General features: G+C 38.1%; 13 protein-coding genes. 11 read left to right on the top strand and 2 right to left on the bottom strand.

What is annotated here, in order from left to right; translation table 11 throughout:
- The first annotated feature begins 179 nt into the window (after nt 1–179).
- From pfkA to J7E67_RS11080, 3 genes are all read left to right on the top strand, one after another.
- Complete coding sequence (pfkA, locus tag J7E67_RS11090) at nt 180–1139, top strand: 6-phosphofructokinase (protein ID WP_214731907.1); 960 nt, start codon at nt 180–182, stop codon at nt 1137–1139.
- A 59-nt stretch (nt 1140–1198) separates the two neighbouring features.
- Entirely contained in the window at nt 1199–2962 is a 1764-nt protein-coding gene (gene pyk / locus J7E67_RS11085) for a pyruvate kinase (RefSeq protein ID WP_214731905.1), read from the top strand.
- A gap of 112 nt (nt 2963–3074) precedes the next feature.
- On the top strand, nt 3075–3461 hold the full coding sequence (locus J7E67_RS11080) for an FxsA family protein (protein WP_214731903.1): 387 nt from the start codon (nt 3075–3077) through the stop codon (nt 3459–3461).
- A gap of 46 nt (nt 3462–3507) precedes the next feature.
- Here the strand turns inward: J7E67_RS11080 and ytvI are convergent, their stop codons facing one another.
- Entirely contained in the window at nt 3508–4623 is a 1116-nt protein-coding gene (gene ytvI, locus J7E67_RS11075; RefSeq protein WP_214731901.1) for a sporulation integral membrane protein YtvI, read from the bottom strand.
- Nucleotides 4624–4850: 227 nt separating this feature from the next.
- Here ytvI and J7E67_RS11070 point away from each other — a divergent pair, with 227 nt between their 5' ends.
- The 5 genes from J7E67_RS11070 (at nt 4851) to J7E67_RS11050 (ending at nt 9726) form a co-directional block, all read left to right on the top strand.
- Nucleotides 4851–5312: a DUF441 domain-containing protein gene (locus J7E67_RS11070; RefSeq protein ID WP_214731899.1), complete on the top strand. Its 462-nt coding sequence runs from the start codon at nt 4851–4853 to the stop codon at nt 5310–5312.
- Between the two features lie 282 nt (nt 5313–5594).
- On the top strand, nt 5595–6713 hold the full coding sequence (gene citZ / locus J7E67_RS11065) for a citrate synthase (RefSeq protein WP_214731897.1): 1119 nt from the start codon (nt 5595–5597) through the stop codon (nt 6711–6713).
- A 135-nt stretch (nt 6714–6848) separates the two neighbouring features.
- Nucleotides 6849–8117 (top strand): NADP-dependent isocitrate dehydrogenase, encoded by a 1269-nt coding sequence (gene icd / locus J7E67_RS11060; protein ID WP_088089225.1) that lies wholly within the window; start codon nt 6849–6851, stop codon nt 8115–8117.
- 103 nt (nt 8118–8220) lie between these two features.
- Nucleotides 8221–9159: a malate dehydrogenase gene (gene mdh, locus J7E67_RS11055; protein ID WP_088089224.1), complete on the top strand. Its 939-nt coding sequence runs from the start codon at nt 8221–8223 to the stop codon at nt 9157–9159.
- A 90-nt stretch (nt 9160–9249) separates the two neighbouring features.
- A complete protein-coding gene (locus tag J7E67_RS11050) occupies nt 9250–9726 on the top strand; it encodes a MaoC/PaaZ C-terminal domain-containing protein (RefSeq protein WP_214731895.1) in 477 nt (158 codons plus the stop codon).
- A gap of 666 nt (nt 9727–10392) precedes the next feature.
- Here J7E67_RS11050 and J7E67_RS11045 read toward each other — a convergent pair.
- Entirely contained in the window at nt 10393–10536 is a 144-nt protein-coding gene (locus J7E67_RS11045) for a hypothetical protein (RefSeq protein WP_214731893.1), read from the bottom strand.
- A gap of 396 nt (nt 10537–10932) precedes the next feature.
- Between J7E67_RS11045 and J7E67_RS11040 the strand changes: the two genes are divergently transcribed.
- Genes J7E67_RS11040 through polA form a run of 3 tightly spaced genes read left to right on the top strand, consistent with a single transcriptional unit; the run spans nt 10933 to nt 15721 of the window.
- Nucleotides 10933–11649 carry a response regulator transcription factor gene (locus J7E67_RS11040; protein WP_214731891.1) on the top strand — a complete coding sequence of 239 codons (717 nt, stop codon included), beginning with the start codon at nt 10933–10935 and terminating at the stop codon, nt 11647–11649.
- Entirely contained in the window at nt 11646–13064 is a 1419-nt protein-coding gene (gene pnpS / locus J7E67_RS11035) for a two-component system histidine kinase PnpS (protein WP_214731890.1), read from the top strand. Before J7E67_RS11040 ends, pnpS begins: the two co-directional genes overlap by 4 nt.
- Nucleotides 13065–13084: 20 nt before the next feature.
- Nucleotides 13085–15721 carry a DNA polymerase I gene (gene polA / locus J7E67_RS11030; RefSeq protein ID WP_214731888.1) on the top strand — a complete coding sequence of 879 codons (2637 nt, stop codon included), beginning with the start codon at nt 13085–13087 and terminating at the stop codon, nt 15719–15721.
- Nucleotides 15722–15739 lie beyond the last annotated feature (18 nt).

Raw genomic sequence — 15739 nt, 5'->3', positions numbered from 1 at the left:
CCTATTATAATTACTTATACCATAAGGTTGTTATAGTTATTTCTTCATGTTATTTTATAAATATTCGAGGGTTTTAAGTAAATAATAAAAGAAGTAATTTTTAATAAGATCGTAACTTTATTTTCTTTTTCAAATGAGGATATACATATTTTTTTAAATTAAAAATTGAGGTGGTAACCATGAAAAAAATAGGAGTACTTACAAGTGGTGGAGATTCCCCAGGGATGAATCCAGCCATTCGTGCTGTGGTTCGGAAAGCAATTTATCACAATCTTGAGGTTTATGGTATTTATGGTGGTTATACGGGATTAATTTCTGGAAATATTAAAAAGCTTGAACTTGGTTCTGTTGGAGATATTATTCAGCGCGGCGGGACAATGCTCCAATCGGCACGCTGCCCAGAATTTAAAACAAAAGAAGGACAGCAAAAAGGGATCGAGCAGCTAAAAGCACATGGAATTGAAGGCCTAGTGGTTATCGGTGGAGATGGTTCTTACCGTGGGGCAAAAGCGTTAACAGAACATGGCTATCCGTGCGTTGGGGTTCCGGGTACGATTGATAATGATATTCCTGGGACAGAACTTACGATTGGGTTTGACACAGCTTTAAATACAGTTATTGATTCATTAGATAAAATTCGTGACACTGCGACTTCTCATGAAAGAACTTTTATTATTGAAGTAATGGGGCGAAACGCTGGGGACATTGCTCTTTGGGCAGGACTTGCCGGCGGCGCAGAAACGATTTTAATACCTGAAGAAGGCTATGACATGAATGATATCGTTGAAAAACTTCGAAAAGGGCAGGAACGCGGGAAAAAGCATAGTATTATTGTTGTTGCTGAAGGTGTGTGCAGTGGTGTTGAGCTTGGGAAGCAAGTTCAGGAGGCAACGAACTTTGATACGAGAGTTTCTGTCTTAGGTCATATTCAACGCGGCGGCTCACCAACTGCTGCTGACAGAGTTCTTGCAAGCAGATTAGGTGCAAGAGCAGTTGAGCTTCTTATTGAAGGGAAAGGCGGCCGAGCAGTAGGGATTGAAAAGAATAAGCTTGTAGATTATGACATCATTGAAGCCCTTGGCCGACAACATACTTTAGATCATGATCTTTACAAACTTTCTATGGAATTATCGATTTAAGGATTTATGAATTTAAGAAATGGCAAAATTGCTTTTCTAATACGGGAGGAAAAATAAGAATGTTACGAAAAACAAAAATAGTTTGTACGATTGGTCCAGCTAGTGAAAGCGTTGAAAAATTAACACAATTAATCAATTCGGGTATGAACGTAGCTCGATTAAATTTTTCACATGGAGATTTTGTAGAACATGGTGCACGAATCCAAAATATTCGCGAAGCATCCAGACAAACTGGCAAAATCGTTGCCATCCTATTAGATACAAAAGGTCCTGAAATTCGGACAAACAACATGGAAAACGGTGCACTTGAGCTAACGGCTGGAGAAAATATTATCGTTTCCATGACTGAAGTAGAAGGAACACTTCAAAAGTTTTCAGTTACATATCCAGGGCTAATTGAAGATGTCCATGTAGGCTCAAAGATACTTTTAGATGATGGCTTAATTGGCTTAGAAGTAACGAATGTGGATAAATCGGCGAATGAAATCCATACCAAAATTTTAAATAGCGGTACATTGAAAAATAAAAAAGGCGTAAACGTTCCGGGTGTATCAGTGAACCTGCCTGGAATCACAGAAAAAGATACTCAAGATATTCTTTTCGGAATTGAACAAGGTGTTGATTTTATTGCTGCCTCTTTCGTTCGACGTGCAAAGGATGTTTTAGAAATCCGTCAGTTATTAGAAGAAAATAATGCTACACATATCCACATTATTCCTAAGATTGAAAACCAGGAAGGCGTCGATAACATTGACGAAATCTTAGAAATTTCTGATGGCTTAATGGTTGCTCGTGGAGATCTTGGCGTAGAAATCCCTGCTGAAGAGGTTCCACTTGTCCAAAAGATGTTAATTAAGAAATGTAATGCACAGGGCAAACCAGTTATTACTGCGACTCAAATGCTTGATTCCATGCAGAGAAATCCTAGACCAACTCGTGCAGAAGCTAGTGATGTAGCGAATGCGATATTTGATGGAACTGACGCAATCATGCTTTCTGGTGAAACTGCTGCAGGACAATATCCTGTGGAAGCAGTCCAAACGATGCACAATATTGCTTCCAGAGCAGAATCAGCTTTAGATCATAAAGAAATACTCTCAAGCCGCAGTAAAGATACAGAACATAATCTTACAGATGCGATTGGACAATCTGTCGCACATACTGCTTTAAATCTTGATGTAAAATCGATTATTACTCCAACGGAAAGCGGTCATACTGCTAGAATGATTTCTAAATATCGTCCAAAAGCAGCGATTGTTGCGGTAACTTCCGTTGAACATGTATGCCGCCGTCTATCCCTTGTTTGGGGTGTTTACACGCAGTTTGGAAGGGTTGCAACCACAATAGACGAAATGCTTGATATTGCCGTTGAAGAAAGCTTAAATAGCGGTATCGTTAAACGTGGTGATTTAGTTGTTATTACTGCTGGTGTGCCAGTGGGTGAGGCCGGTACAACAAACCTAATGAAAATCCATGTTGTCGGCGATATTATTACAAAAGCACAAGGAATTGGCCGTAGAACAGCCTTTGGTAAAGTGGTAGTTGCCCATGATGCGAAGGAAGCTTTAGAAAAAGTAAAGCAAGGTTCGATTCTTGTGACAATTGGTACGGATCGCGATATGGTGCCAGCACTTGAAAAATGTGCGGCCGTTATTACCCAAGAGGGTGGATTAACAAGCCATGCAGCAGTGGTTGGACTAAACCTTAGCATCCCAGTGGTTGTTGGGGTAGATAATGCCTTAGAATTGTTTAAAGATGGCCAAGAAATAACCGTAGATGCTACTAGTGGAGTTATCTACAATGGACATGCTAGTGTCTTATAAGAGCAGATAATGAAAGGAAAAAAGAAGGGGAGACCCCTTCTTTTTTTAATAACCACAAAATCATCCCCATTGGTAATATAATAAGAATGAGCCGTTTGAAAGGGGACAATCTATGCGTTATTTATTTTTGTTGATCATTGTAATTCCTGCTATGGATATTGGTGTTTTACTTTTTTCAGGTAAAGCTATCGGTGTTTGGCCAACCATTGCCCTAATTTTATTAACAGGAATCATTGGGGCTTATTTAGCTAAAAGAGAGGGACTCCAGACAATCAGAAGGGTGCAGGAACAACTAAGCTACGGTCAGATTCCAGGAGAAGCTCTTTTAGATGGAATTTGTATCTTAATTGGCGGAACACTTTTATTAACGCCAGGATTTATCACTGATGTTACCGGGTTCCTATTTCTTTTCCCGCCAACAAGAAAGCCGATAAAATTTCTAATCCTCAAAGCGTGGCGTAGACGGATTAATAAAGGAAATATTAAAATCATAAAATAAGAAAAGTCAGCATCCAACTGGGGCTGACTTTTCTTATTAAGAAGTCTCAAACCTCTTTTCCTTTTATAAAAACCCATAAATCATGAAAAACATTAGCACGATACAAGGTGCTAATAATGACAAGGGTGACGGGGCCAACAATTAATCCTAAAAGACCAATCAATTTAAAACCGACAAATAACGCTATTAGTGTGGCTAATGGATCAAGTCCAATATTAGAAGAAAGGATTTTGGGCTCCATGACTTGCCGTTGAACGATGACAACAATATAAAGAACCCCTAAGCCAATGGCAAGACCTGTATTGCCTCCAATCGCCACATAAATAATCCATGGGACAAAAACAGCACCCGTACCCAGGTAAGGAATAACATCCACTATTCCTGTTACTAAAGCGATAGTTATCGCGTAATCAACACGAAGAATAAGTAGGCCAATTAGAATAATAACCGTGGTAATCGATATCAGTGTTAATTGGGCTTTAATAAAACCAAACAGCGCCTTTTTTAAATCAACAAAAACTGACCGGCTGCTTGTTTTTGCTTTCTCAGGTAAGAGTCTGCCGCCCAATGTCGATAAACGGTACCAATCCTTACTGATAAAAAAAGTAGCCAATAAGGAAAAGATTAACACGGTTGCAGCATTAGGAAGCCAAGCGATGATATTTGGAATTATACCAAAAAGATTCTGAATAAAATTGCCAACGGTTGAGCCAATTCTCGTCCCAACATTCTGTATATTACCAATAATCGTGTCCTGCTGCCCTGATTCAAGTTTATTAAACACACTTGTTAATTGATCATATATCGGAAGAATTTGAGCAGTAAAATATTTCTCTATATATTCAATTAACGTATCTAGATGATCTGGGACTACCGTAGACAAGTAATTTGCACCAGAGACAATCTCGGCTATTAGTAGTGTAATTAAACCTGCAAATAAGGCAAAAATAATAATAAGTGCAATAAAAACAGCTAATACACGAGGCATTCTAGCCTTTTTTTCAAAAATATCTACAAGTGGATTAATCATAAACGCAATAATTAGTCCAATTAAAAATGGATAGGTCACTTTTGACAGAAAGTAAAAAGAGTAAAGCGCCAAAACAATAGCACCTATTACAACTAGGAATCGTATTGTCCGGTATAAGTACATTAGATTCAAAGACAAACCTCCTTTAACCTTTTATATGTATGTTTGGTAGTTCTAGTTTAACATTTTATGAAATAAACTGCATAACTTTTCCAGATAAATATAACAGTCTTAAAAATATTACGAACATTTTATTTGAAGGATTCGCAAGGAGATAGAACAGAAACTTATTGTAATCATTAATTTCATGCCTTAGCAGGTATTATGTTACGATAATTTGGATATGGGATGGTGAGAACATGCTAAATGAGTCATTTTTATTTTTACTGTTATTGCTCGTTATTGGTTTTATTGCGAAAAACAGTTCCTTAATGGTTGCTATTGCAGTGCTCATTACCTTAAAGGTAGTAGGATTGGATACAAAGGCATTCTCATTTATACAGTCCAAAGGTATTAATTGGGGTGTCACAATTATTACAATTGCGGTATTAGTCCCGATTGCAAGTGGAGAAATTGGTTTTAAAGACTTAACAGGAGCATTTAAATCATCCTATGCTTGGATTGCCCTGATCTCGGGCATGATTGTCGCTATGCTGGCAAAAGGAGGGGTTAAGTTACTAGCAGATGATCCACAGATTACAACAGCACTAGTTCTTGGCACTATTTTATCTGTGTCAATTTTTAAAGGGGTCGCAGTTGGCCCTCTAATTGGAGCTGGAATTGCCTATACAGCAATGAAAATTTTTAGTTTTTTTACCTAGATTTTTTGTAAAATAATATTTTTTTTGCATTTTTCGGTTCCTTTTCATTCACAAAAATCTGATAATTGTTTATAATAGGCTTGTAAGCGTATCCTTTTTTTACATAAACCACATAGATATGCTGATTTGTTTATAAATCAATTTATGCCTCTAAAAGGAATCTCATTTTAACTATTTACTTTTTACCCGAGCAATCGCTCAGTCAATTTAAAGGATGAAATAAGGGGAATAATTTTTACTTAAAGGTGTGGGGAAATTAAGAATGTGAAGGAGAGATATACTATGACAGTAACACGCGGTTTAGAAGGGGTAGTGGCAACAACTTCCTCAATCAGTTCAATTATTGATGACACGCTAACATATGTTGGCTATGACATTGATGATCTAGCTGTGAATGCTAGTTTTGAAGAGGTAATTTATTTATTATGGCACTTAAAGCTGCCAAATGAAGAGCAGTTAACAGAATTGAAAAAACAACTTTCTGAGAATGCAGCACTTCCACAGGAAGTAATTGAGCATTTTAAAATGTACCCAATCCAAAAGGTCCACCCAATGGCAGCCCTTCGTTCAGCCGTCTCCCTTTTAGGTTTATATGACGAAGAAGCTGATTTAATGGACACAGAATCAAATTACCGAAAAGCAATTCGCCTTCAAGCAAAAATGCCAGCCATTGTTGCAACATTTGCACGTGTTAGAAAAGGACTTGAGCCAATTCCTCCTAAAAAGGAATTAAGCTTTGCAGCGAATTTCTTATACATGTTAACTGGCAAGGAACCAGAACCAATTGCTGAAGAAGCAATAAATAAAGCGCTCGTATTACATGCGGACCATGAATTGAATGCATCTACATTCACAGCACGTGTTTGTGTAGCTACGTTATCAGATGTTTATTCTGGAGTAACTGCCGCAATTGGAGCCCTAAAAGGACCACTTCACGGCGGGGCAAATGAAGCTGTAATGAAAATGCTAAAAGAAATTGGCACGCTTGAAAATGTAGAGCCATTCGTCCGTGGTAAACTTGAGAAGAAAGAAAAAATCATGGGCTTTGGCCACCGTGTATATCGACAAGGTGACCCACGTGCCAAGCACTTAAGAGCAATGTCTAAAAAGTTAACTGAACTAACGGGCGAACCACACTGGTATGATATGTCTGAAAAAATTGAAAGCATTGTCACAGGTGAAAAGAATTTGCCACCTAACGTGGATTTCTATTCAGCCTCTGTTTATCACAGTTTAGGGATTGATCATGACTTAATGACACCAATCTTTGCTGTCAGCAGGGTATCAGGATGGCTTGCACATATTCTTGAGCAATATGAGAACAACCGGTTAATTCGACCGCGTGCAGATTATATTGGTCCTGGAATGCAAAAATATGTTCCAATCGAGCAACGAGGTTAATATTTTACTTTTGTTAGAATAATTGGTCTAATAGATATGTATGAAAAGGTTAGAGACTAACCTCTCTAACCTTTGATAAGACAAAGGGTGTAAGTTTTTTAGTTTTCTTTTACATAATAGGAGGGAGAATCAACTATGTCAGGCGAAAAAATCACGGTTACAAACGGAGTATTAAATGTACCAAATAATCCAATCATCCCATTTATTGAAGGTGACGGTATCGGTCCAGATATTTGGGCAGCTTCCGAGCGAGTTTTAAATGCAGCAGTTGAAAAAGCCTATAAAGGCGAGCGTAAATTGATTTGGAAAGAAGTTTTAGCTGGAGAAAAGGCATTTAACCAAACAGGTGAATGGCTTCCAAGTGAAACGCTTGACGTGATCAGAGAGTATTTAATTGCCATTAAAGGTCCATTAACCACTCCTGTTGGCGGAGGAATTCGTTCATTAAATGTCGCTCTTAGACAAGAATTAGATTTGTTTGTCTGCTTACGTCCAGTTAGATGGTTCGAAGGTGTTCCTTCCCCTGTTAAGCGCCCACAAGATACGGATATGGTTATTTTCCGTGAAAACACTGAAGATATTTATGCGGGTATTGAATATGAAAAAGGTACTGAAGCAGTTAAAAAGGTTATTGACTTCCTACAAAACGAAATGGGTGTTAAGAAAATCAGATTCCCTGAAACTTCAGGTATCGGTATTAAACCAGTTTCGGAAGAAGGAACAAGCCGTCTAGTACGTGCAGCGATCAATTATGCTATTAAAGAAGGCCGTAAATCCGTTACACTCGTGCATAAAGGAAATATCATGAAATTCACTGAAGGCGCGTTTAAAAACTGGGGTTATGAGCTTGCTGAGAAGGAATTCGGCGATAAAGTATTTACATGGTTACAGTATGACCGCATTAAAGCGGAACAAGGTTCTGAAGCTGCTAATAAGGCTCAAACTGATGCAGAAGCTTCAGGCAAAATCATCGTAAAAGATGCTATTGCTGATATCTTCTTACAGCAAATCCTTACACGTCCACGTGAGTTTGATGTAGTTGCAACAATGAACTTGAACGGAGATTTCATTTCTGATGCACTTGCAGCGCAAGTAGGCGGTATTGGTATTGCACCAGGCGCTAACATCAACTATGAAACAGGACATGCTATTTTTGAAGCAACACATGGTACTGCACCTAAGTATGCGGGTCTTGATAAAGTAAACCCTTCTTCTGTCATTTTATCAGGTGTGTTATTACTTGAGCACTTAGGTTGGAATGAAGCGGCTACAATGGTTATTAAATCTGTTGAAAAAACAATTGCTTCTAAAGTTGTAACTTATGATTTTGCTCGTTTAATGGACGGAGCAACTGAAGTAAAAACTTCTGAATTCGGTGACGAGCTAATTAAGAACATGGAATAAGAATGGAAAGTGAAGAGCAGATGCGGGCTGTTAATAAAAATAGCCCCTTCTGCCTTTTCTAGATTCAAGTGAAACATTAAAAAGTTCAAGGGGGAGAATTAAAATGTCATTAAAACGTAAAAAGGTATCTGTTATCGGCGGCGGATTTACAGGAGCAACCACTGCATTTTTACTGGCACAAAAGGAACTTGGCGATGTAGTTCTAGTTGATATCCCACAAATGGAAAACCCAACAAAAGGTAAAGCGTTAGATATGCTTGAAGCGAGTCCAGTACAAGGCTTTGATTCTAATATTACAGGTACTTCAAATTATGAAGATACTCGTGATTCTGATATTGTCGTTATCACTGCTGGTATTGCCCGCAAACCTGGAATGAGCCGCGATGATTTAGTCCAGACAAACCAAAAGGTAATGAGAAGTGTTACACAGGAGATTGTAAAGTATTCTCCAAACTGTACGATTCTTGTTCTAACCAACCCAGTAGATGCAATGACATATACTGTATTTAAAGAATCAGGATTCCCTAAAAACCGTGTAATTGGTCAATCTGGGGTTCTAGATAGTGCTCGTTTCCGCACATTTGTTGCTCAAGAATTAAATCTTTCTGTTAAAGACATTACAGGATTTGTATTGGGTGGACATGGAGATGACATGGTTCCACTTGTACGCTACTCCTATGCTGGTGGTATTCCATTAGAAACATTAATTCCTAAAGACCGTCTAGAAGCAATTGTAGAACGCACAAGAAAAGGCGGCGGTGAAATTGTAAACCTTCTAGGTAATGGAAGTGCTTATTATGCGCCTGCAGCTTCTTTAGTAGAAATGTGTGAAGCAATCCTTAAAGATCAACGTCGAGTGATTCCTTCCATTGCTTATCTTGAAGGCGAATTTGGTTACGATGGCATTTACCTCGGAGTACCAACGATCCTTGGTGCAAATGGTATTGAAAAAGTAATTGAGCTTGAGTTAACTGCTGACGAAAAAGCTGCATTAGATAAATCAGCGGAATCCGTTCGCAATGTAATGCAAGTGTTAGCATAAAAAATTATAATAGAGAAATTCGGGGCTGCAAGGATTTCCCCGAATTTCTTTGCATTCATATGAAATCGCTTACAACAGAGGTGGAGTTATATGCTTTTAGGAAAAAAAAGAAAGTTAGGCAGAAGGATTGAAGAAATTACTGTCGGTGAAAAATTGTCTATGTCTGAAAAGATAGAAGACAAGGATATCCTTCTTTATTTAGGTTTAACAGACGATGCCAACCCTCTCTATATTCAACATGATTATGCTTCACAGACTCCTTTTGAAAAACCAATCGTTCCTAGCATTATGCTTACCGGAATGATAACCTCTGCCATCTCAAAATATTTACCCGGACCTGGGAGCCATATCATAAGCCAAGATATTGAGTTTCCTAAGCCTGTATATCATTATGGAACCGTCGAGTTTTTGTTTGAAGTGATTGAGGTAACAAGAGATGAACATACCATATTGATAAGTGTCATAGGAATGAATGAAAAAAATGAGACTGTCATACTGGGAAGGGTTAAAGTTTGTCCTCCACATCGTTTGGAGGAAATACATGGTAAGACGTTGGATAATTTTTAATAAAATAGATAAGGTTCCGGTATTTTTACTGAAATGATGCTGGCAAACTGGATCTCTAAGTAAAAATCTGTGTTCAATAGTGGTCCATGAGGACAAAAAATGTTTGGGAAGAGCCAAAGTTGTCCTCATGAGGAGTTCATGAGGACAAAAAATGCAAGAGAAGAGCCAAAGTTGTCCTCATGAGGAGTTCATGAGGACAAAAACCGCAAGAAAAGAGCCAAGGTTGTTCTCATGAGTTGCTATTAATTAAAAAAACATAACCCTAAAGAAAAACTAGTGGGTCTTGTCTCTTTCATTCATGTATCAACATAGTAAGAAAACCTACCTTGCCCCATTCTTTTATAATATTTTGTTAATATCCTATTGATTTTCTTTTTAGACACAACCTCCCCACACCAATCATAAACACAATTGGTGGTAATCTTCTTTTCCGGAAATAGTAGTTTAATTTCCTCCACGCTGTGCAGAACAGCCGACTCTATCCCTTCTTGGTGCCCACATTGGTTACACTCTAAATGATTTCCATTTACAAAAAGTGAAAATGAATTACATTTCGCACAAGTAAACCCCTTTCTTAGATGCTCATACTTATATGGTGGTAGCCTCCTATAATGTGATTCAACTTGATGAAAGGAAACAAGCTTGTCAGCCAGCTTCTTATGCCGACTAGTTAGTTTGGAGGGCTGCATATCTAATTTTTTCATGAATCGATGTAGTTGTGAATGATAAACAATGGGTTCGTTCAGGGGCGCTTGATATAATTCTTAGGATTAATAATTCTCCTGTTTCAAAACGTGGTTTGTAAGCCATATTCCACTCCCTTTCATCGTTAATTTTATAAAAAAATATGGCGAAATTTGGCACCAAAAATGGATATTTTGTTAATTATTTAGCTCTGTTTTACTTGGCTGTTGATTTCCGCTCCAAGCGCTTCGCTTTCCGCGGGCGGTCCGGGGAGCCTCCTCGGCGCTACGCGCCTGCGGGGTCTCCCCTGCCCCGTCCTCCCGCAGGAGTCTTCGCGCCTTCCGCTCCAATCAACATGTGCCAAAATCAAGAATGAGCATTAACATAACCAATTATTTAAAAAAATTCAAACTCATTTTGATGGCTATGTCCACATTCCTTTAATGTTAAAGTTTTGTAAAACTAGATAATATGTAATTTTTATTATTATAATGGAGGTAACTTATTTGAGTGGGGGATATTATGAAAAATAAAATACTTGTTGTCGATGATGAACAGTCAATTGTTACTTTGCTTCAATATAATTTGGAGCAGGCCGGGTATGAAGTGATCACTGCAATGGATGGTGAAGAGGGGAAACATCTTGCAGAGACACAAGGCCCTGATATCATTGTATTAGACCTCATGTTACCGAAGTTGGATGGAATGGAAGTATGTAAGCAGCTCCGTCAAAAGAGTATAATGACACCAATTTTAATGCTAACTGCAAAAGATGATGAGCTCGATAAAATATTAGGTTTAGAGCTTGGTGCAGATGATTATATGGTTAAGCCCTTTAGTCCTAGAGAAGTGATCGCCCGCGTGAAAGCAATTCTTAGGAGGACACAAGTCCAAGCGGAGGCAATTGACGTAGGTGAAAAAGAGACGGGTCAACTAGTGATCGCTAATTTAAGAATCGATCCTGAAAAATATGAGGCTTATTTTAACGACCAACTTTTGGAGTTAACCTTAAAGGAATTTGAATTACTTCTTTATCTCGCGCAAAATAAAGGCCGCGTCTTGACGCGTGATCAATTACTTAGTGCTGTTTGGAATTATGACTTTGCTGGAGATACTAGAATTGTGGATGTACATATATCACATTTAAGAGAGAAAGTTGAAGTGGATACGAAAAAGCCGGCCTATATTAAAACGTTACGGGGCTTGGGCTATAAATTGGAGGAGCCGAAAGGAGAATGACCAAATACCGAAAAGGTCTGCTAATTACACTAATCTTATTAATTATGGCGGTTTTAGTTGGATTAGGAATATTGCTTGGCCAATTTTTTAAAAGCTATTACTTAGAGTCACTAAATGAACATTTTAAAGTTGAAATCTTGTGGGTCCTTTCCATCTGTCTAGGGATTGCAATAATAATAATTATTTTTCTATCCATTAGAATTACCTCAAAGTATACAAAACCAATTGAAGCTGCCACAAATGTAGCGATTGAACTGGCAAACGGAAACTACCGGGCACGAACAAAAGTAGATCGATTGGATGAAACCGGCATGCTTGGGTCATCGATCAATATGCTGGCTGAAAACCTCCAAGAACTTGTTAAAGCACAAGAAATGCAACAGGACCGGTTAAGTGCTTTAATTGAAAATATGGGAGCAGGATTAGTCTTAATAGACAGTCGCGGTTACATTAATCTCATTAATAAAGGGTTTATTGATATTTTTCAGGTTAATCCAAGTGATTATTTAAATAAACTCTACTATGAAGTGATTGAATATGAAGGAATTTGTCATTTAGTAGCAGAGGTTTTTCGGACTGAAAAGAAGGTAAGTGAACAATTACTTATGCCTTTTTTGATCGAACGAAGGTATTTTGTTGTGTATGGTGTCCCGATAATTGGAACAAATAATGTTTGGAAAGGGGTACTGCTTGTTTTTCATGATATAACCGAAATAAAAAAACTCGAGCAAATGCGGAAGGATTTCGTCGCCAATGTTTCGCATGAATTAAAAACCCCAGTAACTTCTATTAAAGGATTTACTGAAACATTGCTGGACGGTGCTATGAACAATAAAGAAACATTAGAAGCGTTTCTTTCGATCATTTTAAAAGAGAGTGATCGCCTGCAAACACTTATACAAGACCTGTTAGAGCTTTCGAAAATAGAGCAGCAAGGCTTCAGATTAAACATTCAAGAAATAGATTTGCATATGTTATTTAAAGAAGTAATCACGATTCTTACAGGAAAAGCAGAAGCAAAGAATATCAAGCTTGAATTTTACAGCAAGCAAAATCAAGTGTTAATTAATGGCGATTCGGACCGTTTAAAACAAGTATTTATCAATTTAATCGGCAACGCAATTAACTATACCCCGCCAGAAGGGGACGTAAAAATTATCCTTCTCGAACATGGTGAGAACGTACGGATCCATGTGAAAGACTCAGGGGTAGGAATTAGTAAAGAAGAGATTCCACGTATTTTTGAACGATTTTACCGAGTGGACCGTGCCAGAAGTCGTAACTCGGGTGGGACAGGCCTTGGATTAGCAATCGTAAAACACTTAATAGAAGCGCATCATGGTAACATAAGTGTCAGAAGTAATTTGGGTGAAGGAAGCGACTTTATTATTGAACTACATAAATATTCGATATGATTTTCGGAAGGTGGATATAAATGAAAAAAAAGAAACTTGTCCTGATTGACGGTAATAGTATTGCTTACCGAGCATTTTTTGCATTACCCCTGCTTAATAACGATAAAGGAATCCACACGAACGCGGTATATGGCTTTACGATGATGTTGATGAAAATTCTTGAAGATGAAAAGCCAACACATATACTTGTCGCATTTGATGCTGGAAAAACTACTTTTCGCCATAAAACCTTTAGTGAGTATAAAGGTGGAAGGCAAAAAACCCCACCCGAACTATCCGAACAATTTCCGTTTATCCGTGATCTTCTTGATGCTTATGGGATTTCCAGATATGAGCTTGAAAATTATGAGGCCGATGATATCATTGGTACCCTTTCATTAACTGCAGAAAAGGATGGGTACGAAGTAAAAGTGATTTCAGGAGACAAAGATTTAACCCAACTCTCTTCCGCCACTACAACCGTAGGAATTACTCGAAAGGGTATTACGGATATTGAAGAATATACCCCTGAACATGTAGCCGAAAAATATGGACTTACACCAGAACAAATCATTGATATGAAAGGGCTAATGGGGGACCCTTCCGATAATATTCCTGGTGTTCCTGGGGTAGGTGAAAAGACAGCGATCAAATTGTTGAAGGAGTTTTCAACCCTCGAAAATTTATTAAACTCCGTTGAACAAGTAACTGGGAACAAACTGAAAGAGAAGCTTGAAGAATTTAAGAACCAAGCATTAATGAGTAAAGAACTTGCTACGATTGAAAGACAAGCACCTGTCGAAGTGGATATAGAAAACGTCGTATACGAGGGCTTTACGCGCGAAAAATTAGTAGCCTTATTTAAAGAATTAGGCTTTCATTCATTATTGGGCAAGCTTGGAGAAGGTCCAGACACTATTGAAGAGCAGGAACTTGAAGATATTGATTTTCAAATTCCAACTGAAATAACAGAAGAACTGTTTGCAGACACTAATTATTTTTACGTTGAAATGCTGGATGATAATTATCATTATGCAGAGATTATCGGTTTCTCTCTTGTCAATGAAATAGGACATTTCTACCTGCCAACTGACTTGGCATTACAGTCAGAAGCTTTTAAAAAATGGGCGGAAGATGAGAGTAAAAAGAAAACAGTTTATGATGCCAAGCGATCTGAAGTTTCATTAAGAAGACATGATATTCATCTAAAAGGGGCCAATTTTGATATTCTAATGGCTTCCTATATCATAAATCCTTCAGAAAACATTGAAGACCTCGCTGCAATAACGAAAAGATTCGATCTACATAATATTCAATCTGATGAATCGTTTTATGGGAAAGGGGCGAAACGAAAAGTCCCTGAAGTGTCTAAGCTCGCAGAACATCTAGTCCGGAAAAGCCTAGCAATGTCTGATATTAAAGAAAAACTAGAAGATGAATTAAGAAAAAATGAACAATATGAGTTATTTACTGAGCTTGAAATGCCTTTATCGCTGATTTTGGCTGATATGGAATCGTGCGGGATCAAGGTGGAACAGGAACGCCTTCAGACAATGGGTAAGGAGCTTAATGATAGACTCATCGAGATTGAAGAGAAGATTTGTGAATTAGCAGGTGAAAAGTTTAATATCAATTCACCGAAGCAACTAGGTGTAATTTTATTTGAAAAATTAAACCTTCCTTCGTTTAAGAAAACGAAAACAGGTCATTCAACTTCAGCAGATGTATTGGAAAAATTAGCAGAAGATCATGAAATCATCGAGCATATTCTTCTATACAGACAATTAGGTAAGCTTCAATCCACCTATATAGAAGGATTACTGAAGGTTATTAATCCCAAAACGGGAAAAGTCCATACCAGGTATCAACAAACTTTAACTGCGACTGGCAGATTAAGTTCAATTGATCCTAATTTGCAAAATATACCGATTCGCCTTGAAGAGGGACGCAAAATCCGCCAAGCCTTTGTTCCATCAGAGGAAGGCTGGATCATTTTTGCAGCCGACTATTCACAAATCGAACTGCGTGTCCTTGCGGATATTGCTGGTGATGAAAAGCTGATTCAAGCCTTCAAAGAGGACATGGATATTCATACAAAAACAGCAATGGAAGTTTTTCATGTCAATAAGGATGAGGTAACTTCCAATATGAGGCGTCAGGCCAAGGCTGTTAACTTTGGAATTGTTTATGGAATCAGTGATTATGGTCTGTCCCAATCTTTAGGAATTACAAGGAAAGAAGCTGGTCAATTCATTAATCGTTATCTAGATACCTATCCAGGTGTCAAAGAATACATGGATGATATTATTCACTCGGCAAAACAAAAGGGCTATGTCTCCACTTTGATGCAGCGAAGAAGATACCTTCCTGAAATTACAGCTCGTAATTTTAACATCAGAAGCTTTGCAGAAAGGACAGCCATGAATACACCAATTCAGGGCAGTGCCGCTGATATCATAAAAAAAGCAATGATTGATATGGACGATGCATTGAAGGACAAGGGTTTAAAGACGCGCCTCTTACTTCAAGTGCACGATGAATTGATATTTGAAGCACCTGAGGACGAATTGGAAATTTTAAAGAAGTTAGTCCCAGACGTGATGGAAAATGCCCTCGAATTGAAGGTGCCGTTGAAAGTGGACTATGCCTATGGACCAACATGGTTTGACGCCAAATAAAAGGGGGACCCCTCAGCA

This window comes from Bacillus sp. ISL-46 (assembly GCF_018613205.1).
The sequence above is the reverse complement of the archived record's forward strand: the minus strand, read 5'-3'. Positions and strand labels throughout refer to the sequence as shown.